At 44.0% G+C, this 23,860-nt stretch carries 22 protein-coding genes and 1 pseudogene; 13 read left to right on the top strand and 10 right to left on the bottom strand.

The window, feature by feature from the left end; translation table 11 throughout:
• Nucleotide 1 precedes the first annotated feature (1 nt).
• From AB1S55_RS01905 to AB1S55_RS01890, 4 genes are all read right to left on the bottom strand, one after another.
• The gene (locus AB1S55_RS01905; protein ID WP_370980091.1) at nucleotides 2–160 is read right to left on the bottom strand and encodes a periplasmic nitrate reductase, NapE protein; all 159 of its coding nucleotides are present in this window, start codon (nucleotides 158–160) and stop codon (nucleotides 2–4) included.
• Nucleotides 161–461: 301 nt separating this feature from the next.
• On the bottom strand, nucleotides 462–974 hold the full coding sequence (locus AB1S55_RS01900) for an outer membrane beta-barrel protein (protein ID WP_370980090.1): 513 nt from the start codon (nucleotides 972–974) through the stop codon (nucleotides 462–464).
• Between the two features lie 93 nt (nucleotides 975–1,067).
• Nucleotides 1,068–1,694: a MarC family protein gene (locus AB1S55_RS01895; RefSeq protein WP_370980089.1), complete on the bottom strand. Its 627-nt coding sequence runs from the start codon at nucleotides 1,692–1,694 to the stop codon at nucleotides 1,068–1,070.
• 97 nt (nucleotides 1,695–1,791) lie between these two features.
• A complete protein-coding gene (locus AB1S55_RS01890) occupies nucleotides 1,792–4,185 on the bottom strand; it encodes an AsmA family protein (RefSeq protein WP_370980088.1) in 2,394 nt (797 codons plus the stop codon).
• Between the two features lie 163 nt (nucleotides 4,186–4,348).
• On the opposite strand from AB1S55_RS01890, the gene AB1S55_RS01885 reads away from it, so the two are divergent.
• Together AB1S55_RS01885 and AB1S55_RS01880 are read left to right on the top strand one after the other, a co-directional pair.
• Nucleotides 4,349–6,763 (top strand): SpoIIE family protein phosphatase, encoded by a 2,415-nt coding sequence (locus AB1S55_RS01885; RefSeq protein ID WP_370980087.1) that lies wholly within the window; start codon nucleotides 4,349–4,351, stop codon nucleotides 6,761–6,763.
• 16 nt (nucleotides 6,764–6,779) lie between these two features.
• Complete coding sequence (locus tag AB1S55_RS01880) at nucleotides 6,780–7,148, top strand: STAS domain-containing protein (RefSeq protein WP_370980086.1); 369 nt, start codon at nucleotides 6,780–6,782, stop codon at nucleotides 7,146–7,148.
• Nucleotides 7,149–7,169: 21 nt separating this feature from the next.
• Here AB1S55_RS01880 and AB1S55_RS01875 read toward each other — a convergent pair whose 3' ends face one another.
• Nucleotides 7,170–7,940, bottom strand: a complete 771-nt coding sequence (locus AB1S55_RS01875; RefSeq protein WP_370980085.1) for an MHYT domain-containing protein — start codon at nucleotides 7,938–7,940, stop codon at nucleotides 7,170–7,172.
• Nucleotides 7,941–8,080: 140 nt separating this feature from the next.
• Entirely contained in the window at nucleotides 8,081–10,132 is a 2,052-nt protein-coding gene (locus AB1S55_RS01870; RefSeq protein ID WP_370980084.1) for a M3 family metallopeptidase, read from the bottom strand.
• 225 nt (nucleotides 10,133–10,357) lie between these two features.
• Here AB1S55_RS01870 and AB1S55_RS01865 point away from each other — a divergent pair, with 225 nt between their 5' ends.
• The 3 genes from AB1S55_RS01865 to arsH all read left to right on the top strand — a co-directional run bounded on the left by AB1S55_RS01865 (nucleotide 10,358) and on the right by arsH (nucleotide 12,877).
• Nucleotides 10,358–10,903 (top strand): hypothetical protein, encoded by a 546-nt coding sequence (locus AB1S55_RS01865; protein ID WP_370980083.1) that lies wholly within the window; start codon nucleotides 10,358–10,360, stop codon nucleotides 10,901–10,903.
• A 133-nt stretch (nucleotides 10,904–11,036) separates the two neighbouring features.
• Nucleotides 11,037–11,948, top strand: a complete 912-nt coding sequence (locus AB1S55_RS01860; protein ID WP_370980082.1) for a PhzF family phenazine biosynthesis protein — start codon at nucleotides 11,037–11,039, stop codon at nucleotides 11,946–11,948.
• A 191-nt stretch (nucleotides 11,949–12,139) separates the two neighbouring features.
• Nucleotides 12,140–12,877 carry an arsenical resistance protein ArsH gene (gene arsH / locus AB1S55_RS01855; RefSeq protein ID WP_370980081.1) on the top strand — a complete coding sequence of 246 codons (738 nt, stop codon included), beginning with the start codon at nucleotides 12,140–12,142 and terminating at the stop codon, nucleotides 12,875–12,877.
• 34 nt (nucleotides 12,878–12,911) lie between these two features.
• Here arsH and AB1S55_RS01850 read toward each other — a convergent pair whose 3' ends face one another.
• Nucleotides 12,912–13,490: an outer membrane beta-barrel protein gene (locus AB1S55_RS01850; RefSeq protein ID WP_370980080.1), complete on the bottom strand. Its 579-nt coding sequence runs from the start codon at nucleotides 13,488–13,490 to the stop codon at nucleotides 12,912–12,914.
• A 229-nt stretch (nucleotides 13,491–13,719) separates the two neighbouring features.
• Here AB1S55_RS01850 and AB1S55_RS01845 point away from each other — a divergent pair, with 229 nt between their 5' ends.
• Nucleotides 13,720–14,646: a 2-dehydro-3-deoxygalactonokinase gene (locus tag AB1S55_RS01845; RefSeq protein WP_370980079.1), complete on the top strand. Its 927-nt coding sequence runs from the start codon at nucleotides 13,720–13,722 to the stop codon at nucleotides 14,644–14,646.
• On the top strand, nucleotides 14,630–15,274 hold the full coding sequence (locus tag AB1S55_RS01840) for a 2-dehydro-3-deoxy-6-phosphogalactonate aldolase (RefSeq protein ID WP_370980078.1): 645 nt from the start codon (nucleotides 14,630–14,632) through the stop codon (nucleotides 15,272–15,274). Before AB1S55_RS01845 ends, AB1S55_RS01840 begins: the two co-directional genes overlap by 17 nt.
• Nucleotides 15,275–15,320: 46 nt before the next feature.
• On the opposite strand, the gene AB1S55_RS01835 is transcribed toward AB1S55_RS01840, so the two are convergent.
• Nucleotides 15,321–16,337, bottom strand: coding sequence for a lipid A deacylase LpxR family protein (locus tag AB1S55_RS01835; protein ID WP_370980077.1), 1,017 nt, complete (start codon nucleotides 16,335–16,337; stop codon nucleotides 15,321–15,323).
• 560 nt (nucleotides 16,338–16,897) lie between these two features.
• Here AB1S55_RS01835 and AB1S55_RS01830 point away from each other — a divergent pair.
• Together AB1S55_RS01830 and AB1S55_RS01825 are read left to right on the top strand one after the other, a co-directional pair.
• Nucleotides 16,898–17,338 (top strand): LexA family protein, encoded by a 441-nt coding sequence (locus AB1S55_RS01830; protein ID WP_370980076.1) that lies wholly within the window; start codon nucleotides 16,898–16,900, stop codon nucleotides 17,336–17,338.
• Nucleotides 17,308–18,600 carry a Y-family DNA polymerase gene (locus tag AB1S55_RS01825; RefSeq protein WP_370980075.1) on the top strand — a complete coding sequence of 431 codons (1,293 nt, stop codon included), beginning with the start codon at nucleotides 17,308–17,310 and terminating at the stop codon, nucleotides 18,598–18,600. Before AB1S55_RS01830 ends, AB1S55_RS01825 begins: the two co-directional genes overlap by 31 nt.
• Before the next feature lie 103 nt (nucleotides 18,601–18,703).
• Here the strand turns inward: AB1S55_RS01825 and AB1S55_RS01820 are convergent.
• A pseudogene (locus AB1S55_RS01820) lies at nucleotides 18,704–18,961 on the bottom strand (integrase core domain-containing protein); the annotation flags it as partial.
• A 505-nt stretch (nucleotides 18,962–19,466) separates the two neighbouring features.
• Here AB1S55_RS01820 and AB1S55_RS01815 point away from each other — a divergent pair.
• Together AB1S55_RS01815 and AB1S55_RS01810 are read left to right on the top strand one after the other, a co-directional pair.
• Nucleotides 19,467–19,715: a hypothetical protein gene (locus tag AB1S55_RS01815; RefSeq protein ID WP_370980074.1), complete on the top strand. Its 249-nt coding sequence runs from the start codon at nucleotides 19,467–19,469 to the stop codon at nucleotides 19,713–19,715.
• A gap of 229 nt (nucleotides 19,716–19,944) precedes the next feature.
• Complete coding sequence (locus tag AB1S55_RS01810; RefSeq protein WP_370980073.1) at nucleotides 19,945–20,403, top strand: SMI1/KNR4 family protein; 459 nt, start codon at nucleotides 19,945–19,947, stop codon at nucleotides 20,401–20,403.
• A gap of 399 nt (nucleotides 20,404–20,802) precedes the next feature.
• Here the strand turns inward: AB1S55_RS01810 and AB1S55_RS01805 are convergent, their stop codons facing one another.
• Nucleotides 20,803–20,988: a carbon storage regulator gene (locus AB1S55_RS01805; protein WP_370980072.1), complete on the bottom strand. Its 186-nt coding sequence runs from the start codon at nucleotides 20,986–20,988 to the stop codon at nucleotides 20,803–20,805.
• A 697-nt stretch (nucleotides 20,989–21,685) separates the two neighbouring features.
• On the opposite strand from AB1S55_RS01805, the gene AB1S55_RS01800 reads away from it, so the two are divergent.
• Both AB1S55_RS01800 and AB1S55_RS01795 read left to right on the top strand, forming a co-directional pair.
• Nucleotides 21,686–22,444, top strand: a complete 759-nt coding sequence (locus tag AB1S55_RS01800; protein ID WP_370980071.1) for an AHH domain-containing protein — start codon at nucleotides 21,686–21,688, stop codon at nucleotides 22,442–22,444.
• On the top strand, nucleotides 22,441–23,016 hold the full coding sequence (locus tag AB1S55_RS01795) for a hypothetical protein (RefSeq protein WP_370980070.1): 576 nt from the start codon (nucleotides 22,441–22,443) through the stop codon (nucleotides 23,014–23,016). Before AB1S55_RS01800 ends, AB1S55_RS01795 begins: the two co-directional genes overlap by 4 nt.
• Nucleotides 23,017–23,860 lie beyond the last annotated feature (844 nt).

The raw sequence follows: 23,860 nt of genomic DNA, 5'->3' as shown, positions 1-23,860 counted from the left end.
TTTACACTCCCGGTGGGCCAAAAATGATTTGGCTCATCCACAGGCCAAAACCTAAGGCGCCTACTAAGGCCACGCTTAGTGCTGGGAATAAGACAACAGTAATTAATAGAAAGGAACGCAGTTCCTGCCCACGAGTTTCTTCGTTTGTTTCGTTTTCCATAGGAGCCCTGCTCTTATTAGAAGTATTTTTTATTGCGCCGGAGAGGCTGCTTGGCATTCAGTCTAGTAACTTCCTGTTAAGAGACTGTGTTAGCGCACATTAGACGTGTAGCTCTGCATAGTGTTTTTGATTTGAGTCAAAAGAATTTGTAGCTGCTATTAAGCCTAGTTCAATGCAGTGAGATCTGTGTATTAAGTGCTCTTTAGTGTGTACATTAGACTCATATTTAACCCTTTTTTTATTGTGGTTATTTCCATTGTTTTAAAAAAACCCGCTGAGTAGCGGGTTTAGATATTCTTATTTAGAACGTCCAAGATGCGCCAATAGAGGCGTAGTCGACATCAACAGCGTCGTTCATATCAAAGACTTCATACTCAGCACGAACAGCAAGAGAGCCAAGCTGAATACGAGCACCTATACCGTAAGCGCCGTTGGTTTCATCACTGACATCACCATCAAATTTAGCCACACCATATTTACCAAAGATACCCAATGGACCCATGTTAAAAGCAGCTAAGCCTGAGGCAACAAGTCCTGTAGAGTTTAAGTCGTCGTTGACAACTTTGACGCTACCAAAATCGATGTAACTGACTTCAGCTGCGACATCAATTAAAGGGATGATGCCAAAGTTATAGCCACCAAAGAGTTTGTAGCTTGTATCACTGTCTTTGATATCGCCGCCTTCTTTGGCAACTTCATAAGAAGAAGATGCAAGTGATGCACCTGCGTAAAGGCCGGTATCTTTGCCTGCTGAGGCGTTAGCTGCGGCAAGGGCTAAGCCGCTTGCGACTAAAATTGAGCTTATCTTTTTCATGTTCTACCCCAAAAATTAGGTTGTTAATAAATAGGTTGTAAATGTGCCTAGCTTTGCGTTTTTATTATTGTTCTTTTTCTATGTTGCTTTGGTTTAGGCTGGTAACCAAAGCTTAGAAAGTTCGATGCTTGCCTCGATTAGCATTTGCATGCCAATAACTGCAAGTATTAGGCCCATCAAGCGAGTGACCACGGTTAGCCCACTTTGTCCTAGCAAGCGAATAATACGCTGGCCATTAATAAAGGCGATATAGGTAATTAGGCAGAGTAGGGCAAAGCCTGCGATGCAGATCAGAATGTTAGTCCAGCCGCCGTCGGCGCTAAAATTCATGGCCGTCGCAATTGTGCCTGGCCCCGCTAAGATCGGAACCGCTAGTGGGGTAATGCTTAAGTCACCTTCTTCATCACCACTGTTATGTGTGTGTAGTTTGGAACTTTCACCGTGCAGCATCTGATAGCCAACAATAAAAATCAGAATGCCGCCTGTCAGACGCATAGCCAGTAGGCTAATACCAAATAGGTGGAAAATGGCTTTTCCCAATAAAGAAAAGCAGAGAATGATACCAAAGGTGAGTAGTAGGGCTTTGAGTGCCGTTTGCTTTTGCTTTTTTGCGGGCATAGCACCGACTAAACCGATAAACACCGCAGTGTTGGCTATCGGATTCATAATGGCAAAAAAACCAAAAAAGACAGAGATCAGGTAATGCAAATCCATTGGCATTGAGGGACATGGTTAAGTGAGTGTGAGCACTATAACACTGGAGCCTTAAGAAAATTAAGCACCCATGTTTATACCGCTTGTTCTGCTGTGAAACAGCTTACTCTTTTACGTTCATTTTTTTCTGCTCTTCAAGGCTGAGTGTGGCCATAGCATCGGCACAATGATCACTGTTAGCTGTAGCTCTATCTAGCATGCTTTGTGCTAGTAACGACATACCGCCGGTCATGACAGCGGCACTACCACTTAGTAATACCCCAGATTTATTTAAGCCAAGAGCTGGTGATTTTAACGTGCCAGCCACCCGAACAAAAGGCGTGACAAACATGTCAGCGCTAACACCGACCCCTTTGCGAGGTTTAGTATTGAATTCGATGTTGAGCTTTTCATTGTTGAGGTTGATATCTCCCCCTCCAACAACAAGTAGTTTGTCTGTCTGTGCGAGCATCGTTCCAATTTGGGCATCGCCTTGAGTGATGTCTAAGGTAAATACAGTGCATTCCCAGTTGGTATAAGGTTCTTTATTAGCAAAAGGGTTGAGTGCGTTTAATAGTTGCTCAATGATGTCACTAGAGAAACGAGACATTAGTTTATTGTCGACTTTACCGCTGCCTTGGGTAATAACGATCTTGCCGTTACTTTCTTCCGCGAGCTCTCTAGCGCTAAGTCCTTGGCTTTTTAAGGCAATATCAACATTGGTTAAAGGGCTTTGTAGTTCTTTGCCGTTTTTATCTTTGAGCTCGTAGCTGATGTTGTCGAGATCTAAGATCAGTGAAAGTTCGGCTTTATCGCGTTGTAATAAATTGATCTCTGAATTTATGCTGCTGCTTTTGGGACCAGTCAACTTCAATTTATTACTTAGGTCACCATCTGACAGTTGGGTATTGAGTTGAATATCTGAGAGTTCATTATGCTCTAGTAGCAGGCGCTCAATCTCAATATTGAGATCCGCATTAATTTGTTTTAGTGGGCTTAGATCTAGCTTGTCTTCAGTAAATACGTAGCGTGATTGGTTTTTATCTTTGCTGTTTTTGTTGTCCTGCTCTTTATTGTCGGTTTCAGTGTCTTCTGTTTTTAACCATGGTCGAGCATCTACAAGAGCTGCGTGAATATCTGCGTGAATGCTTGCTGTATCAGCGTTAACAAACTTGATCAGTCCTTTAAGTGTTGTGTCTCCAAAACTCAAGTTTTGAATATCGGCGCTGCTGGTCTGCCCATCTTGGCTCAGTTTGGCGTTTAAACTAAGTGGTAGTTTAGGTATCGACTCGGCTGCAACAAAACCTTCTAATAAGCCTTCTAAAGAAGGACTGTTTAGTTTTATATCGGCGTTGCTTGTGTCACCAATACTTGCTTGAATCTCAGCACTAAGATCCTTTGTTTTGATGTTTAGTTTTTGAATATCTATGTGCTCTTTGCCTAAGTTTACTTGGCTGTCTAAGTTTAGAGCTTGTTTGGGTAGACCCTCTAAAGCAAAGAGCTGGCCTAGTGCATCAAGGTCGTTAAGATCGATAGTGTTAGTTATCGTTGATGTAGATAGCTGTGTTTCGATATTTAATTTTGCTTTAGCTTGTTCGACTTGGCTCTGCAGTTTTAGTTGCTTATTTTGGTAATGATGTTCAAGGCGCAATTGCATATATTGCTCATTCTTGAGCACATCAATACCTAAGTCATCTAATAAAATCTTGCTGGCTATTTGGGCTTTGCTGTGCCCTGTACTGCTAATTTCGTCAAAAATGTTTGATATTTCGCCCTTGGAGTTTAGCTGATGCTCATTGAGCTTTAGCTCAAGTTGGTAATCACTGGTTTTGCCATAGCTAAATGCGTGTATATCACTAAGCATAAGTTTTAGCTTTAGCTTGTAATGATCAAGCTGGGCTTGGGCTTGTATTTGGTAGTTCTGCTCTGCTTCAAGCTGTAGCTGTAAAGAGCTTAGTGTCAGTACTCGGGGTTCGTTACCGGCTTGATCTATCTTGAGCTTAACATCACTAATTTCAAGGCTCTGTAATAGAACGGGCAGATGATCTAGGGGCGCAGATGGGTTATCTTGATGTTCATTTTCTGAGTTTGTTTGTTCTGCGCTTTGTAGAGTGGGAAAGTCCCAGCTGTTTTGGCCTTTAGCATTGCTTTCTAGGTGAAGGTTCAAACCGTGAACAGCGATATGGCGGATGATGCTTTGGCCTTGCAGTAGCTCTTGGTAACTGGCTGCAAAGTTGAGCTCTTTTAGTTGTAGTAGTTCGGTCTCTTTTGCCCAGCTTGGGTTGGCAATGCTGAGTTCATTAATACTTAGAGTTGGCCTAGGCAATAGCTTGATTCTAAGCTGGCCATCAATGCGAACGTCGCGTTCGAGTTCAGTGCTGAGGTAATGGGTGATGCTTTCTTTGAAGTGGCCAAAATCAACCAGAAATAGAGCTGTTGTTAGAAGTATCAGCAAAACGACTACAGTAGCCACGACATAGGCGAGTGTTTTGATAAAGATGTTTCTGGTCGTGGGCATTGAGGCTTTCCTTGCTCTGTGATTAATGCTGAGCAAGCCTAGCATTTTGTTGTGACGAGATCACCACGGTGCTTAAAAATAGACGTGATACACTGAGCTTCAAGGTTGTGTTGTTGCTCAAGCATCAATGCTGTCATTTGTTAACTGGAACGCCTGCTTGTAAATGGATACACCTAAACCCGCCCCTTCCATTGTTACCCGTTTATCACTTTGGCTGTGCTTGGTAGCAACGGTTTTTATCTTGGTGCTTTTGGCTTTTGAATACAAAGAGGCTCGCGCCTATATTCTTAAAGCAACTCAGTTAGAGGCTCGCAGCGTTGTTACTGATGTCGATTTGCAGGTTGAAGAATTACTGTCAAATGCCGAGCACTCTGTTGAGGCCTTGGCCGCCTTGCTACCTTATCAAGTTCACAGCTCCCAAGCACTTAAACAAAGCCTTGAGTCCTACCTGCAAAGTAATAAACGCCTTTATGGCGCGGCGATAGCATTTAACCCAGAGCATCCACAGGTCGACTATGAATTTGCTCCTTATATGCATCGTGACACGGTTCACTCGGGGCTTGCATCTAAATCAAGTAAGCCTCACGGAGAGTTAAAAACGGCGGGCTTAAGCTATAAAAATTTAGCAGCGCCGAACTACAGTTATCGGCAACAGCGCTGGTATAGCGAAGTCGTAAAAAGTAAAAAATCGCGTTGGTCTGAACCTTATTTTGATGAAGGTGGCGGGAATATTCTGATGGCAACGTATTCCGTGCCTGTGTTTGTGCCCGTTAATGGCGAGTCGCAATTACTTGCGGTCGTCACTTCTGATATTGCCTTAAGTAACCTTCAAGAAATTATCTCGCAGATTAAGCTGGGTGAGAGTGGTTACGGCATGTTGTTTAGTGTCGATGGTTTAATTATTAGCCACCCTAAGCAGAGCCACGTAATGAAGGCTTTTGATTACGGCTTAGATGTTGAAAGGCGAGATTCTTGGCTGCAGGTTCAGCAGCAGATTTTTGAAGGTGAGCGGGGCATTTTGCAGGCACCTTGTTTACATCAACAGCGCAGCTGTTTTGTCGCGGGCAAGGCACTTTCAACGAATGCTTGGCCTATGGTGGTTGTTTATCCAGAAGATGAATTATTTGCACCCTTAAAAGCGTATTTGTTGCGCATTGTATTTGTAGCGCTTGTCGCTCTACTGGCTTTAATTGGCATCGTCTGGATGCTGATCTCCTCATTAACACGTCCTTTGGCTCAGCTTGCGGAGCATACTCGCCATATTGGTGAGGGTAATTTTGATAGTGATATCGATGTAGCTGCAAGCTCTCGTGAAGTGATTCAATTAAATGAAGCTGTTAATTCTATGCAAAGGCGTTTAGTGACGTACTTGCAGGATCTTGAATCGCAAACGGCGGCTCGCAGCCAGTTAGAGGCGGAGCTTGGTGCCGCTCGGGATATTCAAATGGCCTTGCTGGCCGGTTCTGAAGGCCGGGCTAGCTTGGCCAGCTCAGCATTTGCACTATGGGCAGAGCTTACACCGGCTAGTAAAGTCGGGGGTGATCTTTATTATTGGTTAGAGCGTGATGGCCGTCTACTTGCTGCGGTCGGTGATGTGAGTGGCAAGGGCATGCCCGCTGCTTTATTTATGGCCAAGACCTTATCGTTGCTATCGGCTTTTGGTCACCAATATGAACAGCTTGATGAGCTTTTAGAAACGTTAAACAAGGAGCTAAGCCAAGATAACCCAGAGTGTATGTTTGTCACGCTTTCTTTACTTGAACTCGATTTACAAAGTGGTGCATTAAGCGTGGTTAGTGCAGGCCATCAAGAACCTATTTTACTGGCGGATGACTGCTTGCCTTTAGAGCTGGATGGTGGCCCAGCCATGGGTCTTTATGAGGGGGCTAAGTACCCACTTAATAAGTTTGATTTAAAGCCAGGCTCTCAGTTGATCCTTTATAGTGATGGCTTAGATGAAGCTTTTGATACGCAGAAGCGCTGTTTTGGCTTAGCCGCTATGTTAGACGTTTTGGCTCAAGTTCAGGGGGCTTCAGTAGCGGGTCTTGGTGCTGCGCTATTAGAAAAAATAGCTCAGCATTCGCAAGGAGCGCTGCAAAATGATGACCGAACCCTGTTGGTTATTGAGTGGAAACCACAAGTGTTTTTTGTGTCTAAGCCTTTGCTGAGTCCAGGTTTTTCCTTACTTGAGGTTGATCCTGAGCATTATTCGTTAACGACATTATTAGCCCAAGTCGATCATTATTTACAGGAATTGACGGTAGACTTGGAGGTAGGCTTTAGATTGAAGCTTATTGTCGAAGAGCTCTTTTTGAATGTACGTAATTATGCCAAATCACCAATTGACCTGCTGCTTGCGTATCATGACAATGAGTTCTTGCTTGAGTGTAGGGACTCTGGGCCTGAGTTTAACCCTCTACAGTATCAGCGTGCTGAGGCAGCTGAAGGTGAGGTGTTAATTGGTGGTCTGGGTATCGAGTTAATTAAAGAAAGTGCTGATACATTAAACTATTGTCGGCAACAAAATAAAAACATTATTAGTTTGAGTTTGCTAGCTAATGTAAATAGAGCAAACTGATCAAAGGAGAAAGGTTGTGCCTCTTACAAGTAAAGTTGATTTAGTGAATGAGCAAGGTGTATTGCGTGTGCATTTAGGTGGAAGCCTAGATGGAGATACATCTTCTGAATTAGACGCTCTGGTTGCAGAGCAAGACTTAGCTAGTTTAAGTACCTTGGTGTTTGATATGGCTGAACTCGAATACATTAGTTCGGCTGGTTTGCGGTCAATTTTTATGGCGCTGAAAAAAATGCAGGGCCATGGTGGCCGAGTTGCAGTTGTTAATCGCAAGGCGCATATCGAAAAAGTTTTTGATATTGTGAAAGCCATTCCCGATCTACAGATTTTTGCTAGTTGGGGTGAAATGGATGCGTATTTAGATGCAATGCAGAACCAGCAGGATTAACTTTAACTTCAGATGCAGCGTCTAGTTTGGGTCTAAGGGCTTTAAGTTACCCTTATCTTTAACCTCTTCATACATATGTTGATGAAGCCGGTTGAGGCTTATTGTAAGCGAACATGCTAATAATAAGGTGCTGATACAAAATACAACTAAGCCTAGTGTCATCGGTGAGATACCGGGCTCTAGGTTTATGATTCTTTCCATATCCATTTTCATGCTCATTGCCGCCATGCCGGTATAGTGCATGCCGCAAACCGCAAGCCCCATAGCGATAGCGGCGATAAATTTATGGGAGCCGTTCTCGAGCTTAAAAGCCAAGTACAGAGCGATTGTTGCCGCAATAATAGCGATAAGTATCGATAGAATGAGAAGGTCTGTACGGTAGTGCATTGTGCCCGCCATAATCATCGCTTCCATGCCCATATAGTGCATGGACGTAATACCTAAGGCGGTAATAAAACCCGCAGCAGCCAAAGCGGCATTTGAGTCTGGGGCCTTGCTAAATATGTTGATGCCTAGGCCGGTGAGTACAACGGCAATGATCAGAGAAGCAAGGGTGGGGCCTAGGGCATAAGCGATTTCAATCTCGCTGTTATAAGCGATCATACCTATAAAATGCATGCTCCAAATGGTTCCGCCTAGACAAAGAGCGGATGCATAAATCCACTTGTTGCGCGCTTGTTGAGGCCTTAGGCGAATAACATGCATTAATTGCAGAGAGGTATAAGAGCCAAATACCGCAATAATAAAAGAAAGCGCTACTAAAAAGAGGTTGTAGCTTGCGTGTATAAGCATGGCGTAGCCTTCCTGCTACTTCTTATTTGTATTCTTTCCTTATAGCTTAGTTTTTTAGCGCTTGCTTAAGGCTAGCCTCGTTATGGCGCTAACCTTAAGTACAGAGTGCGGGCGGAACGCTAATACTTTCCTTGTTTGCTTTAGTTAGCAATACCCTTGTGGCGTAAAAAAGCTTCTGGACTAACGTCGCGGCCTCTAAAGTTTTTAAACAAGGTGGCTGCACTTTGGCTGCCGCCTTGGCTGAGTATGCATTGCAAAAAACGTTGCCCTGTCTCTTGGTCAAATAGGCCTTTTTCTTCAAAAGCAGAAAAGACATCAGCACTGAGGACTTCGGCCCATAGATAGCTGTAATAGCCCGCTGAATAGCCACCTGCAAAAATATGACTAAAGCCACATTGAAAACGGTTCCATTCGGGAACCTGAATGACGGCGACTTCTTTGCGGATTTGGTCGAGGCAGGCTTGCACACCTTGGTAGTTGTCGCTGGAAAAATGGCGATGTAGCTCCATATCAAATAAGGCAAATTCAACTTGTCTGACCAGAAATAAGCCGCTTTGAAAGTTTTTAGCTGCGATCATTTTTTCAATGAGCTCATCACTTAGGGCTTCCCCTGTATCGACATGAGCACTGAGTTCTTTGAGTACAGGGGCTTGCCAGCACCAGTTCTCCATAAGTTGGCTAGGTAGCTCAACAGCATCCCACTCTACGCCTGCAATACCACTTACAGAAGCAAGATCCATTTGAGTTAGCATATGGTGTAAGCCGTGGCCAAATTCGTGGAAGAGGGTGGTGACATCGCTGTGGCTAAGTAAGGCGGGTTGTTCTGCGCTTGCTGGATTGAAATTACATACTAGGTAGGCAACAGGTAGTTGCAGGCCATTTGCGGTTTGACGGCGTGTGCGACAAACATCCATCCAGGCCCCACCTCGTTTGCCTTCACGGGCATATAAGTCGAGGTAAAAAGCGGCGATTTTCTGGCCGTCTTTTTCAATGTCAAAATAGCGCGCGTCTTCATGCCAGAGCTCAACCTCTTCGCTGCGTTCTATGACATCAATGTTGTAGAGCTTGGAGGCTACTTGAAATAAGCCCTGTAGTACTTTTGGAAGAGTGAAGTATTGGCGGATCTCTTCTTGGCTTACATCGTATTTAGCTTGGCGAAGTTTTTCACTGTAATAACCTATATCCCAAGGCTTTAGCGTTTTTTTCTGATAGTTGGCACTTACCCACTGTGTTAGTTCTTGTAAGTCTTCTAAGGCTGCGGGTTTAGCTTTGTTGGCGATATCACGTAAAAATTCGCATACTTGGTCGGGGCTTTGAGCCATTTTGGTGGCAAGGCTGAGTTCGGCGAAGTTATTAAATGAGAGCAGCTGGGCCTGCTCATGGCGCAGTTGCAGTGTTTCCTCAATAAGCGGGTTATTGTCCCACTTATTTGCGTTGGGGCCTTGGTCTGAAGCTCGGGTATTGTAGGCTTGGTAGAATGCTTGGCGTAATTCGCGTTTATCTGCAAAGGTCATGACTGCCACATAAACAGGGCCGTCTAATGTAAGCACCCACCCGTCCAGCTCTTTTTTTGTGGCTGCCGCTTTGGCCGCTGCAATAATACTGTCGGGTAAGCCTGCCAGTTCGCTTTCATCGTCACAGTGGTAATGCCAGCCTTGAGTCGCATCCAAAACATGATTACTAAATTGGCTGCTTAACTGAGATAGCTTGGCTTGATTGTCGGCGAAAAGTTGTTGTTGCTCCGACTCTAGGTCGATACCACTTAGGTGGAAATCTCGTAGGGCGTGTTCAATAGTAGTGAGTTGAGCTTGGCTGTAGCTATTGGCCTCGCTGCTTGTTTTTAGGGCTTGCCAGGCTTGCATTAACTTTTTGTTTTGCCCCATACCTGTGTAATAGGGGCTTAATAAGGCGAGGGCTTGCTCATGAGCATCTCGAAGTTCATTACTGTTACAAACAAGGTTTAAGTGGCTGACGGGGGACCAAGCTTGACTAAGTTGGTCTTCACGCTGTTCTAAGGCTTCGGCAAGACTTTGCCAGCTAATAGATTCTGGCGAATCCAGCTCACTTAGCTGGCTCTCTAAAGCCGCATTGTTATTTTGAGTGAGGGTCTGAACAGCCTCAACAACTTGTGACGCTTTAATGGCCTTAAATGGAGGCAGGGTATGGGTTTCTAATAGGACGTTGTTTGTCATGAGCTTCTCAATCAATGAATGTCGGCAGGCTTTGTTTGTAAGCCACTGCTAATAATGCGACCTAAATTTGTTATTGCAAGTCACGGTGTTCTAGCTGCTGACTCTTCTTATTGAGTAGCCCTAAAGTTAGACAGCCTTGATATGCAGACTATCGTTATAAATATTCTTTCTTGAACAGCGTATTAATTAGTTGAGTGACAAGCAGCTAATAGGTAAGGGGTGAGTATGAGTCGTGTGCTTATTGTTAGTGCGAATGAGGTTGAATCTGAACAGCTTAAAAAGTCAGTTGTTGGTTCAGAACTTTGCATTGATGTGCTACACAGCGAAGCAGAATTGGCCGTTTACCTCTCTATGAATAGCCCTGATTTTATTGTTTTGGGGCAATCGATAGCCATGCAAGATGTCAATTTGGATTCTGTAAGCTCAATAGCTAAAGGCACTCCCATCTTCAATACTTTTAATTGCAGCGCTATAGCTAAAGACTGTGATGAAGCAGCATCTTCAAAGCCTCAGCGTTTCTTCTCTGAGCAAAGCTCGAGCTGGTTATTACCGTTATTGCTGTTGTTGACATCGGTCTTATTGGTGGTTGATATGGTTAATGACGCCTATCAAAGCCGTTTACAGTTGGCGCGCTTAGATGCGCAACACGAGCAATTACTGATACAGCATGATGGTACCCAGCGATCTTTGGCCTTGGTTGCAACAGGCGTTGTTGATGCGAAAGTCACAGCTTTAAAATTATGTGAGCATAAAAGCAAGGCGCATGAGTAAGCGCTTTTACTGCTCTCTACGTTTTGGCAGGAAATAAACCGTACAAGATCTACACTGAATAAAGATCTGTCGTGGCCTTTTAATGTTAAGTCGCGTTTGGCTTTGACAGTTTGTATATGTCGAGGAGGCGGTGATGAGTGCTAATTATTTGGTTGTCGATGCGTTTAGTGATTCTGTTTTTGGTGGTGTTCCAGTTGCAGTGTTTACCGATGCTGGAGACATATCTTCAGGGCAGTGCCAGCATTTGGCTGAGGAAATTATGCCAAGTGATACGGTGTTTATTGACTCAGCTGAGGCGAGTTCAGGCTGCTATGGCTTTCGTTTTTTTAATGCGCAGGGCTCTTGCGGGGCTGGTGGTCATACGATTATTGCCGGTCTTGCTGCCTTAAAACATGTGCATGGTGCAGGCGCCGGAGCTAAATTAGAGCAAGTGAAGATCGATGCTGGTGATAGTAGCTTTGAAGCGGCGATTGATACTGGGGAGCACAAATACCCTTTTCTTTGGCGTCAGAGCCTAAGTCCCGAGTTTGATCACTTTGTACCTGATATTGCGGACTTAGCTCGTATTATTCGTGTGAATCCTGATGATGTGAATACGACGAGTTATCAGTGTTTTATTGCTGCCTGCGGTTTGCCCTATCTTATTATTGCGTTGAAAAGCTATGAGGCTTTGAGAGCGGCTGAGTTAAATACGACAGCCTGGGCCGAATCATCGCTACCAGAAGCGCTGGTTGATCGTATCTTATTGCATGTGCCAAGCACAGGGGGCTTGGCGGCTGACTTCCATGCTCGTCTTCTACGCCGTGGTGACGCGGCTCATGCCGACCCTGCTATAGGAGAGGCGATGCCTGCTTTTGCCGCTTACCTTTGTGAGCATGAGCAAGTTCCTCAAGGCACACACAGTCTCACAGTCATGCGTGGGGAGCTTAATAAGCGGCAAAGCTTTATTCATCTAGATGTAGAAAAAGGTGAAAGTGGCGCGCTTAGCTTGCGTACAGCAGGTGATGCTGTTGTATCTGCTAGCGGTGAAATTGTGAATATCTAGCATGTGCTTATGCTAGATATGGTGGAGCTAAGCGAGGCAGTTTTATAGCATATCTACCCCTATTTTTCGGTTTTCAAAAGCGGGTATTTTCTTATCGTATAGACCTTAGGCCTGTGTTGCGGGCAGTGTTAAAGCCGTTGTTGTGTTAAGTTTACTTGATCTTGTAACTGTACACATCCTAGGTGTTTTTGATGTCAAAAATAGATTCCGCTGACCTTGTTAGTGATATGCCAAATGTCGATGCTGAGTGTTTTCAGGCGATTGATTTGGATGCGCTTAGTGAGCGCGTAGCCACAGGCTCTAAACCTAAGATTCTTTTACTTTATGGCTCGTTAAGAGAGCGTTCTTTTAGTCGTTTGGTGACCGAAGAAGCGGCAAGAATATTGACTACACTCGGCGCCGAATGCCGAACCTTTAATCCAAGTGGATTGCCGCTACCTGATGATGCGGAAGCTGATCACCCCAAGGTTGATGAGCTGCGCTCTTTGGTTTTATGGTCTGAGGCCATGGTTTGGTGTAGCCCTGAGCGTCACGGTGCGATGACCGGTATTATGAAGTGTCAGATAGATTGGATTCCCTTGGCTTTGCAGGCTGTGCGACCAACACAGGGTAAAGTGTTGGCGGTGATGCAAGTATGCGGTGGCTCACAGTCATTTAATGCGGTTAATCAGATGCGTATACTCGGGCGCTGGATGCGCATGTACACCATCCCTAATCAAAGCTCGGTTGCCAAAGCGTGGTTGGAATTTGACGATAATGATCGTATGAAAGCCTCGTCGTATTACGACAGGGTGTTTGATGTATGTGAAGAGCTACTAAAGTTCACGCATCTACTGCGCGGTAAAGTTGGTTACTTAACTGATCGTTACTCTGAGCGTAAGGAAAGCGCTGAGCAATTTAGAAATCGAATTGATCAGCGCTCTATGTAGAGTGAATAAGCCCTGCTAGAGAGGCTGGGGCTGATTAAAAGTGAACGCTCATTTGTACTTGGGTTGTATCGGTGGTGTCGGCTGAAATATAGGCGGCACCAACGGAGAAACTGGGGGCAAAATAGTATTGTGCGCTAAGGTTAAATTCTGTTTCTGCGCCTTGGGCATAGTTGATCTGGCTCCCTGAGAGACCAAGCTCTAAGTCGGCAATTAAGACTGATCGCACACCTAAGGTTAGGACAATGCCGTCATCACTGCGATCAACCACACCTTCTAGTTGGCGATTAGCATAACCTACCAAGCCATATAGATCTGTTTGTTTCCAAACGTTGAAACGACCACCTGCTGAGATATTTAGGTTTTCAAGCTCAAATTTATCTTCGCCAATTTCATCTGTGGCGCGTTGATAACGAATATAAAGTAGGCCGCTGTCATTGATACTGCTTGCGCCGGCAATGCCTAAACCTGAGGGGCGGTAATCGCTGTTATTCTCGTTATCACTGACATTTTCATAGCTAAATTGGAGAAAGTCCCAGCTAGGGTCTTGAGCGTAACTCTGGCCTGCGATAGAGAGCAATAGTGCGGCAGAGGCAAGTTGTTTTATGTGCTTCATAGTTTATCCTTAACGGTCCTTGTGTGGCATTGTAGCAACTCATGGCTAAGTTGTTCAGTGTGTTAGATAGATTAATCTTGGAATAGGCCGCTTTGGCGTAAATAGTGAGAGGCTTAAGAAGTAAGATTTAGTCATTTGTATGTAGAAGCTCCGTTTGCACTGCTTATTAAAATGTTAATGTAGGTGTGTTTCTAAGCTCTGTTTAAGTATTAATTGTTAGAGATTTAAGATGGATAAAAAAGAATCCTGCGGTCAGCGTCTTCTTATTGATTGGGGCACAACCAACTTTCGAGCCTTTGTCGTGGATGCTGAGGATGAACTCGTAGACTCCTTTGCAAGTGAGCGGGGCTTATTGAGTGTGGAATCTGGTGCTTTTTCCTCTACCTTGCAGAGTTTGCTGGAAGAACATTTAGCTTCATACAAAGCCATGCCGATACTCATGGCAGGTATGGTTGGTTCCTTAAAGGGCTGGGTGAATGTGCCTTATGTTTCAAGCTCGGCCGGTGCTGCTGAGTTGTCTGCCGCGGCACATGCTTTAACGTTACCTTGGGGCGCCAAAGCTTACATTATACCGGGCCTTAGTCATGAACCGGAGGCAGGTATTTATGATGTTATGCGTGGTGAAGAGGTTCAATTAATTGGCTTGCAGGCTTTACTTGGCGAAAATCAGTTAAAGGTTATTTTACCTGGAACGCACTCTAAGCATGCGTTGATGTCTCAGGGCCAGATTAATGCTTTTAAAACCTATATGACAGGTGAGCTATTTTCTGTGCTAAGTAAGCAAATGCTTTTTTCTCGTGACTTAAACCAGGCAACAATTGGCTCATCGGATAGTGCTTTTTTGCGTGGTGTGTCAGAAGGGTATTGCTCTGAAGAGTTAATGGCCGTGCTATTTCGTTCGTGGACGCATCGCTTGTTCAATAATCTAAAGCCCGATGAGGTACTCGATTATTTAAGTGGCATGTTAATTGGTGCAGAATTAAAAACTATTGGCACTGATTTACATTATGTTGTTGGTGGGCAGTCACTCTGCCAGCGTTATTTATTAGCTGCCGAGCACTTAAGCTTACTGTGCCAATACTATAGTGGTGATCAGTGCTTTTTGGCGGGCATGAAAGTTTTATCAAAGGAGCGTTTTGATGCTGAAAAAGCTTGAACTAGAAAACCACCTACCGCTTATTGCCATTTTACGTGGTATAGAGCCCGCAGAGGTGCTTGATGCTGCCAAAGTTTTAACTGAAGAAGGGTTTACGATGATTGAAGTGCCCTTAAATAGCCCCGAGGCGCTTAACAGCATTAAATTACTTGCCGATAGTTATGTCGATACCGACTCAAATAAATATTTAGTTGGTGCGGGTACGGTAACAACCTTAGCCGAGGCAGAAGCGGTCATCGATACTGGGGCCAATTTAGTGGTGACCCCTAATTTAAATATTGACGTGATAAAAGCTGCTGTACAGGCTAATTGTGTTTGTTTTCCCGGAATTGTCACACCTAGCGAGGCCTTTTCAGCATTGGCTGCAGGTGCAAGTGGCTTGAAATTATTTCCTGCGTCACAAGTAGCTTATGCTGGTTTTAAAGCCTTAAAATCAGTATTGCCTGTAGGAACTTTGTGTTTTCCTGTTGGTGGTATTAATGCACAAAGTGAGAGCATGAAGCCGTGGCTTGATATTGGTGCTAATGGTTTCGGTTTGGGTGCAGCCCTTTATAGTGCGGGTATGAGCATGACTCAACTTCGTGAAAATGCAGCAAGCTTTGTTGCCGCATTGAACACAGCTCGTTAATACTCCTATTAATAACTGTGTTAATTAACGACTAATATGCTTTGAGCTAGTGATGATATCCAATACTGATTGCACCAAACTGTGTATCAGTTAGCTGCCCTTCAAATGTATCTGTTCCGCGCATCATTGCAAATGTTGCGGACCAATCATGCCACGTCGCACTTAAACCGATACTCGCTATTGCCTGCTCATTAATTAAATCAACTGAATGGCTGTCTTTAAATGTATTGCCATCAATGGTGATATCGTTAAAGACATAAAGCGCGTGCATGGCAAACTGAAATTGCCATTGGAACTCTGAGCCAAAGCGCGCGGCTGAGGTGTTGATAGAGCGTGCAGGGTCCGGATCAACATACGCGTAGGTTTCGGCAAGTGAGTCCCCTAGGCGGAAAATCAAACCTGTACCAATATCACTGCGCAAGTTACCAAGACCACCAATAGAGTAAGAGCTGACATCAAAAAAGTCGGAGTGACTCGCATACAGGCGTCTTGTGTGTTCGGCATCTAAGCGAAACACAGCTTCGTTCTGTATTTGATGATCCCAGCCCATTGGCTCCGTGCCATTGGTGATGTCGTGAATAAATTTCTGGGCCTGCTCGGCCATAGCGGCGGGACCAATAATTCCCAGGGTCAAACCTCGGCTATTCGCGATCTTGTTGTCGTACGCTCGAGAACGAGTATTCCATAAAAGTGTGCCGGCATAAGGTCGGTCGTCTTCCACTAATTCACTGGTTTCAATGTTGTCAGGGGTATACATGCCTTGAGCAAGGCCATAACCAACAGCAAACTTGTCAGCGTGTTTGCCATAAAGACCCAGCTTAGAGTTGAATCCCTTAATCCATTTAGGTGCGGGTTGCTCTTCTAGTTTGTCATACGAACCGTAACCCCAAGCGTATGCAACACCATTGGTAAAACCGTCGTCACTAAATGCGAATAAATCATTTTCAAAAGTAAACGCATACCAGCGCTTACCTTCTTTGTTATCGTCTTGCTCAGACTTATCTTGGCTCAGCGCTGAGGTACATAGGCCGCATAGGCTTAATGATAATAATAGTTTTTTCATGGGTATCACTTGGGAATAAAAAAGGGCATGTATGTATGCCCTTTTTCGTATGTAGATTGACAATAAAGTATCATACTTTCCCTGCTCTGGAGCCCCCGTGTTTACTGGGCAGGCTATAATGTCGATTTCTTAAAGTATCATACTTTGCGCGATGAGAGCAGGTACTACTCTGATTTTGGGTGACATTAAAGTTTCATCCTTTTCTTGAGTCTTAATATAAATCAATGGCTTAGTTGTCTATGCAGTGGTTCCATCAGGTATTTATTTTCTGCAAGGGCAAGTGGCAGCACCTATTTTAAGCCATTACTTTATAGAAGATGGCCAAGGGTTATTTAGCTTTATCTGTTTCACCTTAATTCACCGCCTCATGATTAATTCATCGGTGCGCGGTGAATTAAGGTGAATCTTTTGAGTTTGTGGGTGCTTGTATTATTTTACCGTCGAACTTCTCTATAAGCTTAACCTAGTTTAGAGCTATAAAAAGTAGGGAAGGCAAGCTCTTAGGCGTGAGCTTATTTTGTGCTATGCTGTACATATATACAGTTGTGTTGTTAGAAATTATGCCTGTTTTCATCGCCCACGATCTTATCCCAGAAGAGCCTAATACCAAGCTTCACCGCTATGCCCTGTACAGCTCAAAAGTACCCTGTGGCTTTCCTTCGCCTGCAGATGACTTTAGTGAAGAGACACTCAATCTCTCGGAGTACCTGATTAAGCACCCAGCATCGACCTTCTTTGCGCGGGCCGAGGGGGAGTCTATGCATGGCGCGGGCATAAACGACGGCGATCTATTAGTGGTGGATAGAGCTCAGCCCTATGTTCAAGGCGCTATAGCAATTGTCAGTGTATGCGGTGAATTAACCTGCAAACAACTCGACTTAAAGCAACAGCGCTTACTGGCGGCAAACTCTAGCTTTCCTCCCATACCCATTACCGAAGACCTTGATACCATTATCGAAGGCATTGTGATTTGGGTGATCAAGAACACGATGCAGGTATAGTTGTGTTTGCTTTGTGCGATCAACGCTCTTTCTACGCTAGTTGTGAAACGGTGTTTCGTCCTGATCTTCGAGGAAAACCCATCGTTGTCTTGAGCAATAACGATGGCTGCGTTGTCGCTCTTAATCAGCAAGCCAAAGATTTAGGTATTCCGTCATTTGCCCCATTCTTTAAGCATAAAGCCTTGATTCAAAAAGCGGGAGTCGAGGTCTTTAGCTCGAACTATGCCCTCTATGGCGAGATCAGCCGCCGCATAATGAGCACTCTTGAATCAGAGGTACCAAGCCTAGAGGTCTACAGTATAGATGAAGGGTTTTGCGATTTTACTGCTGTGCCAGAGGGGGAGCTTAAGCCATTGGCTCAGCACCTACGTCAGCGCGTATATCGTGAGCAGAGAATTCCTATGGGTGTGTCAGTTGGATCTACCAAAACATTAGCGAAGCTCGGTCAGTATGCCGCCAAAAAAATCCCAAGCTTAAATGGCGTTTGTATTATCGAGAACTTACGTCAGCGTATCTGGTTAAGTGAGCGGGTACCTGTTTCGGAAGTCTGGGGTGTGGGGCGGAGGCTGAATAAGAAACTTACGGCGATGGGTATTCAGACTGCTGCACAGCTTGCAGCTATGTCGGAAGAACAGGCTCGAGCTTTAAATGGTGTTTGCCTAGCTAGAACGATTAAAGAGCTAAATGGCCAGTCGTGTATACCGATGGAGTTGGTACCTGAAGTGCGGCAGACCGTAGTTTGCAGTCGAAGCTTTGGAGAAAAAGTCACATCTGTAGATGACCTGAAAGCCGCTGTCGCTAACTTTGTTGCTCGAGCATGTGAAAAACTTAGATCTCAAGAGCTATATGCAGGGCGCTTGAGCGTGTTTATTCTAACTAGCCGTTTTGATGCGAACGTATTTGCCGATGAATACAGCGAAAAGATACCTGGTGGAAGTAACGACAGTCGCAGAATCGCAAACCTTGCATGCCAAATAGTTGAGCGCATTTACAAAGAAGGTTATCGCTACGCCAAGGCGGGTGTAGGTCTTATCGAACTACGCCCAGCAAGTAGCTGGCAGGGCGATTTATTTTCCATCGAGGAAAATAATAAAAGCGCCGCACTTATGCGTATTATGGATGATATTGATAAGAGGTTTTCAAGGGGCACAGTAAAGTTAGCACGACAAAAAGCGTCACAGAAATTTGCAATGCGCCAAGAAAGATTGTCGTCTAATTATTTAACACAATGGTACGACATACCTAGTGTTAAGTGTAAGTAAACTTAACGCAAGTTTTGTAGGGTACACCTTAAAATAGTACGACAATCGGAAAATGTAACTACGAAACCTGACAAAAAAATGGAAAATGCTTGGAGTGTTCTGCTCAAGTTAAACCGGACACTTTCCTAAAGGAATTTTCATAGGTAATTGGCGACATATCGTTGTTAGCGGTATGCAGCCTGTCTAAATTGTAATATCGCATATAAGCTGCGACATCGTTTTTCATGTGCTCTCTTGTGAGCTGTGGCACTTTCAATAGCCAATCATACTTGAGGCTCCCGAAGAGCCTTTCCACTACCGCATTATCCCAACACGCGCCTACGTCACCCATGCTAGCTCGTATACTATAACTCGCCATCAGCTTGCGATAGTGCTTCTTAGTGCCCCATCCATCTGAACCCGTTTCTACCTCTTGTATGCCAACTCTAAGCCCAAGCAGGCGCCATGCATCCCCGATGTAGTTTTTCAGACCCTTGGCGTGAAAGAGACTTTTTAAATGGTGGTGTATCATAGTAAAACACTCGATATAGACGCTTACGCGTAAGAATGGGGGTGCTTTTACTTTATTAACGAGATCGATGATGTGATTAGCCGTAGCTGGGTCTGGGTGTTCGCGACTGCTTAGCTTTTGTTTTGTAAAGCCGGCATCGATCAGGGCTGCAATTTCATTGGTAACGAGCTTGAAGAGGGTGCCAGAGCCACACGCTGAGGGCGTACCCCATTAATAAGTCACGTGTGGTTGGCATTTTTTCGGTTGGTCGAAAATGACTATGTGCCGAGGATAGCTTGATGTAGCTTAAGTGTTCAAGTTATTTTAGGGTTTCGGTGAGTCGCTTAAGCATCCGAATGGCTGTCCAGCAGCCACTGTGCATGATCTTGGTTATCTCGGTGCTTCGCGTAATCATTTCCAGGGCGAATCCTACTGGATTGCGTTGGCGCCTAAGTCCTTTAAGAAACGAGGCCTACCTACATCATTTGTGGAGAATAATGATGATGTTGAAAAAGCTCTGCTTTCATCATCAATTGTTAATCTCAAAAAAAGCAGTGGCGCAAAATCTTCTAGTCAGAAAGATCTTATGAAATACGTCGATGAAGATTGGGGTCTTATTAGTTGACAGATCAATAGCATTGCCCCTCAAATAGTTGTGTGCGGAAAAACGTGGCCATTAATTTGTAACAAGCTTGTTAATAAAGTCAAAGTTAGTGACCGCGCATATGTTTCTAATAAAATCATATATGTAAACTTCTGGCATCCATCTAATAGATCATCAAGCGCTATGAGCTATTATGCACTTTGCGCTATTGTAGAAATGGCAATGAAGGCGAAACAAAGGGCTTTAGAACTTGAATAAAATAACATTTGATAAATTACTACAAGATGTGGCCAGCGATGGATTGGGGATTGATTATGGGGCACCGATTACAGATCTTGAAGATATTACGTTTGTTGAAGGCTCCTTGAATCTAAGTTTTGTTGATGATTACAAGTGGTTTTTACAGACATATGGAAGCCTCCTTATTTCGAATACCGCTTACTGCGGAATTGAGGCTGGAAACCCTAAATCAGATGCAGAAGGAACTGTCCTAGGAGAGACCCTGGCATTTCGTAAGCTTCATCCTAATTTAGGTCACAACTATTTAGTGCTTATTAATGAAAGTAATGAATGGTGGGAAATCTTGGACAATAATTCTGGCGTGGTCTATTCCTTTGACCCATTTGACGGTGATCTGCAAAGAGCAGCAAATAACTTCGAGGAATATTTAATTCTGAAGCTTAAAAGATCTGCGGGAATTTTTGAGTGATTAAAGGTGGCTTAGGAGTATTATAAAGGCCTTCCAAGTTAACTTTTATTGCTTTCGCCGTCAGGGGGATCAGTAGAGGCAGCCTGAAAAGACTATAGCAATCCTAAGGCTATAAAGAAGGCTTATCGATTGCTTAAAGAGGAGGCTGGGCTACCAAAGTGGTGGCTCAAGATGCTATTCAACCAGCTTACACGGCACTTCACTAAGTGGACATGCTTTTGAACTGGGTCTTACGTGTAGTAGTTCAGGCCAAATCTGAGCTACTACACCTTACGTTAAAGCATAAGCTTGAGAAAACATATAAAAAGCCCTTTTAAACACTACATTAATGGTAGGATTTAGCGCCTATCGATGTTTTAAGTCCTCTATATGTCGGCCTGACATCGCCCTTTTACAATATTAACTGCCAGCTAGTTCAGACCTTAGAATTAGCACCGATTCTGGTGCATCAATACCTATCTTGGCTTGCCCGTTTTTTGAACTAAGGAGTTCAATAACAACGAGCCCATTATTAGTATGAAGCTCAATTTGAGAGCTATCTTCCGAGGAGTCTTCGATATAGGGTTTTCGGGTTAGAGTTAACATGCGTGCGTCCTTGCGGCTTGTTTAGGTTACGATTAGTTTAATATAGTTGAACCTGGGGTAAATAGGGCTTCAAAACAGAATACTAATTATGATTTAGGATTTCCCTCCCCAATAGACTTAACGGAATCACATTCCTTGGGTATCACGAAAGCAACAAAATCCCTACCAAGACCGCTTTCTGGTTGGTTTTCTAAAGCGGTGGAGAAGCTGGTGTTATGAAAACCTATAGGAATGATCGGCCCCCAGACTTCGGCATTTCCAGTAACTCCTGTATATCTACCTCCAGACGCGCTACAAAAGCATTGTCTTGGGTTGTGCATCAGCTTAACAACGTCACCACAATCTCTACACAGTATTAATTTCATATCATCCTCAATAAAACATCTGGATTGATCTTTAATAAAGATTTGAAAGCATAGTAATCAATACTTTTCACGCATATTATAAGCGTAGCATGAGTCAAAACTGTCACGCATTCCTCTAGTCGATTGATCAAATGGTTAGTCGATAGCGTTAAGGGGGGAGATGCTAGTGATTCTCAATATCCATTTCCAATTACCGTTGTAAATGGCGCCTATTTTGCGTTAGAGATAAAGGTTTATCGGATCTATATTCATATATTTTTTGAAGTACCACATGTAGCTGATAAATAGTGAAATGAAAAGCATGGGAGATCCTCGACAATTAACAATAAAGAATGAAAAATAACGTATGTAATGCAAAGGACATGTGGAAAATGGAATACGATCACGGTAGGCGAGTAACTCCGGAGGTCTGGGAGCTATCTCCCCTAGATCTGTCAATTTACGAATACGAGAGAAAATGTAAGGACTTTTACTGCCGGAAGGCAAAGCCTGAGAATGAAACTGAGGCGCAACGAAAAAGCCGTCTAGGTGAGCTAAAGACTGCAAAGAGTCAGCTAGATCGCGAATTCAGTCGCTTAATGGCGCTAGTATCTGTGGAAGAGCAATTAGAGAACTACCGCAATGAATTTAGTGACCTTAAGACACCTCAGAAACTGAGGGCGATGGACAAAGAAGCTCACCACCCAACCGATACCCTTGAAACAAATTTGCGACTCGCGGGACGAGCTCAGCCTAGTCCACGTTATAGTGCACACCACATTGTTGAGGGAAAGGGTAAGCTGGCTGATACTAAGAGGGTTAGGTTACACCTAGCGAAATACAATATACGTATAAATGACCCAGATAATGGTGTTTGGATGCCAATGACTGATGATGACCGAGGTCATTGGGCAATGCCGAAATGCCCTCCTCATAGTAGAATTCATACTAAGAAATATGAAGAATGGGTTAGAGATGAAGTGATAGGCCAACCTTCAGAACAACATATCCGGAATAAACTAATTTTCATTCGAAATGAGCTTAAGTATGGCCGACAACCTTTGAGTGTAACTACAGATGCCTACAATAAAAAATTCGGGTTAGCACCATGATCTATCGAATACACTTCAACTCTGAAGCATACAAACAGTTCGACCTGAGCGAGCTTGATCTATTTGATTCAGTCGAACGATACATGGACTGGGATGAGTTCGAAGTAATAACAACTAAAGGCGGTAGCTTTGATGGAAAGTGGAGTGACTGCTCCGCAACATGGATGGATTCGATTTCAGATGAAAATATTACACCAGATATTGCTGTATGGGATCGTAGCCGCTGGTTAGTTCTTTCTGAGAAAGCCTACGAGGCCTTAAATGGAATACTTACCCCCTATGGTGAATTTCTGCCTATAACAATCGACGGTACTCCTTGGCATGTATTTAATTGCCTAAATGTTGTTGATGTCGATCACTGCCGAAGTAAAGCATCGTTTGAATCCGGCGTGTATTTTGATGTCAGTGAAATACACTTTAAAGAGGGTGTAGAGAGTGATCAATTGGTGTTTACCACTGATTATACCCAGCGCGGAATTATGTATTGCTCGGATACGTTCAAAACTTTAATCGAGAGTACCGAGTTAACAGGGTTAACTTTCAACAAAGACTTAACATCTTTTGAGTCTTAGGCATTGACTGGAAGTCTGAGTTTTAATCATGTAGCCCAAAAGTTAAGATTCGCATTATCTATGAAAAACAAAATAGCGCACACGAAACCGGAGCCAATAAAGAACACGAGGCTTCTCTCGCAGCGAGAGTACATTGATCTCCAATCTAGTGGCGCCCCAGTCAAAATTAAAAAGTCATACTTCGGTAGAGAATGCCAACAGGGTCGTAGGTCAACTAGAGAAGTTTAAAAAGTAATTAAGGCGATTCATGGGAAATGCATCGTGAGCCAAACAGAAAATCTCGAATCCACATCTGAAGTTAATTGAATTGCTTGTATTCAGTGGGGGTATGTCCGTCTATCGTGCAGACGGTGTGAAAACCTAGCACACGTTTCCAATTGATGGAGTGCCGCTTGTGGCCGGTTATCGTCTATTTCTAGGCGTATACCAGTCAGACTGAAATCACACTTAAGCATTCTCTGCCAACTCTAGCGCATCATCCACTTCTATTCCCAAGTAACGAGCTGTGGTTTCGAGCTTAGTGGCCTGAGCTGTATCTGAATGGCACGTAAGTTCTTTGTGCGTCGGTATATCAGCGTAGCTTTGGTGCACACCTCAATGAGTGAGTTCAGTATTCAGTAGGATTGAGCCCGATCTCCGTAATCCACATTTCTACAAGATGAGGATAATGGCAAGTGGTGATATGAGGGAGTTACTAACTGGGTTTTTAAATAGGTAATCGTCTCTTTTTTGCCCGGATTTATCGATCCATTCCCTCTGTTTGTTACGTGGTTACTCTGTGATTTCGAATTGTACCGTCTGCTACATTTTTTGGTGGAGAACTATGGAATGTTTGATATTTGGT

Source organism: Agaribacterium sp. ZY112 (assembly GCF_041346925.1).
Classification (GTDB): domain Bacteria; phylum Pseudomonadota; class Gammaproteobacteria; order Pseudomonadales; family Cellvibrionaceae; genus Agaribacterium.
This window is presented reverse-complemented; position numbering and strand designations above follow the sequence as displayed.